The sequence below is a fragment of the Pantoea sp. Fr-CA_6 genome (assembly GCF_024520895.1).
GTDB classification, from domain to species: Bacteria; Pseudomonadota; Gammaproteobacteria; order Enterobacterales; family Enterobacteriaceae; genus Pantoea; species Pantoea agglomerans.
In genome coordinates, this window is record NZ_JALNPO010000032.1 from 1 (window position 1) to 1,717 (window position 1,717).

General features: G+C 58.5%; 1 protein-coding gene. It reads right to left on the bottom strand.

Annotated features, from left to right (window positions below; genetic code table 11):
- Positions 1-1,717, bottom strand: a 1,717-nt coding sequence (locus NR201_RS22470) for an Ig-like domain-containing protein (protein ID WP_256850187.1), incomplete at both ends; no start/stop codon positions are given.

Sequence of the window (1,717 nt, forward strand, 5' to 3'; positions counted from 1 at the left end):
CGGTCAGCGCGATCACCTGCGGGCTGTCCTGATTGTTGGCCGTGCGCTGGTTCACCTGCTGCTCGGTGCCGATTTTATGCACACCGTCTGCCTCGTACAGCTGCATGTAAACCTCGGTACCGGAGGTGCCGTCACCCTGCCACGTCACCACGATGCGGCCGTCCGCCAGCCGGGTGACCGACGGGTTGAGCTGATCGCCTGTGGTAGTGGTATTCACCTGCGCGCTTTCATTCAGCAGATCGTAAGCACTCAGTGCGGCTCCGGAGATCAATACTGGCTGGCTCTGGTTACCTGCCGCGTCAATAGCCGAGAGCGTTCCGTTTTCACCGACACTGAGTGGGTTAGGTACAATACTCCATACACCCTCAGCATCTGCCACCGTGGAGTAAACCGTTCCAGCCGCATTCGTCACGATAACAGTAGCGCCTGCTTCGGTCTGGCCACCCAGAGTCTCCTTAGTATTGGTAGAGAGGCCCACGTTCGGCGGCAGTACATCGGTGTCGCTCGACGCTGGTGTCGTCGCAGGCTGATAGTCAATGGTCGTCGGATCGTTGTTGTCCGGCGTCATTTGCTCCAGTCCCAGCGTTTCAACCAGATCCACAACGCGTCCTTTAATCGCCGAGCCTTCGCCGTCACCCACACCTTTGTCAGTCCAGGTCACGTAGAGCTGACCGCCCGCAAGGAAGGTCGCATCGACTTCAACCTGCTCGCCATAGGTCAGCTGATGGATCTGCATCTGCTGGCCCACTTTGTTACCCGCTGCATCAAAGTACTGCGCGTAGATGCCGCTGGTACCTGCACCCGGTGCCGTATCTGTTGCAGACATAAAGAGCGCAACGAAACTGCCATCAGGACGGCTCACGACTTTCGCCAGATGTTGATCGCCTGCTGTTGCCGTGTTGATCAGGAACTCACTGGTCAGCGCCGTACCGTCTGCCGCATAGATGCGGCCCCAGACGCTGTAACCGTTCTGATCCGGTCCGCTGGTATCGTTAGAGTCCCAGGTCACCACGTAGTTGCCGTTATCCAGCGCGCTTACTGCAGGTGATGCCTGATTATTAGTCAGGGTCTGGTTCGCTACGAAGCTGCCGGTTACCTCATGCAGTGAAGGATCGTAGATCGATACGCCAGCGTCATACCCGGTACCTTTAACGGTATAGGCGATAGCGACCTGGCCATTTTTCAGTAACGTAACAGACGGCAGCGGCTCCCAGTCAGCGCCAAAGCCCAGCACGCCGTTTACGCTCAGCGAAGTCGTAATCAGCACAGTCTCCGCCGTGACCGGCGTGCCGTTTGCATCATACTGGCGGCTGTAAATCGCCCAGTTACCGTTCAGGCTTGCCTGCCATACAACCAGATAGCCGCCATCTTCCAGCGAGGTAATGGCGGGTTCAGTCAGTTTACTTGCCGTGGTACCGGTGTTAACGCTGAACTCTGTGCCATCAGCCACCAGACCATTTACGTTACCTGCACCGTCATAGCTGTAGGTATAGCCCTGACCCTTGATATGCGCACCGGAATCCGTGCTCCACACCACTTCGATATGGCCGTTCGTCAGGACCGTAACCTGCGGCGTGATCTGGTCGCCCGCCGTGGTGGTGTTCACCGTGAACTCCGCCCCGACCGGCTGACCTTTCGCGTCCAGCAGCTGACCCTTGACGCAGCTGCCGGAGCCGTCTCCGCTCGCCGACTGCCACACCACGATGGCGCCGCCGTC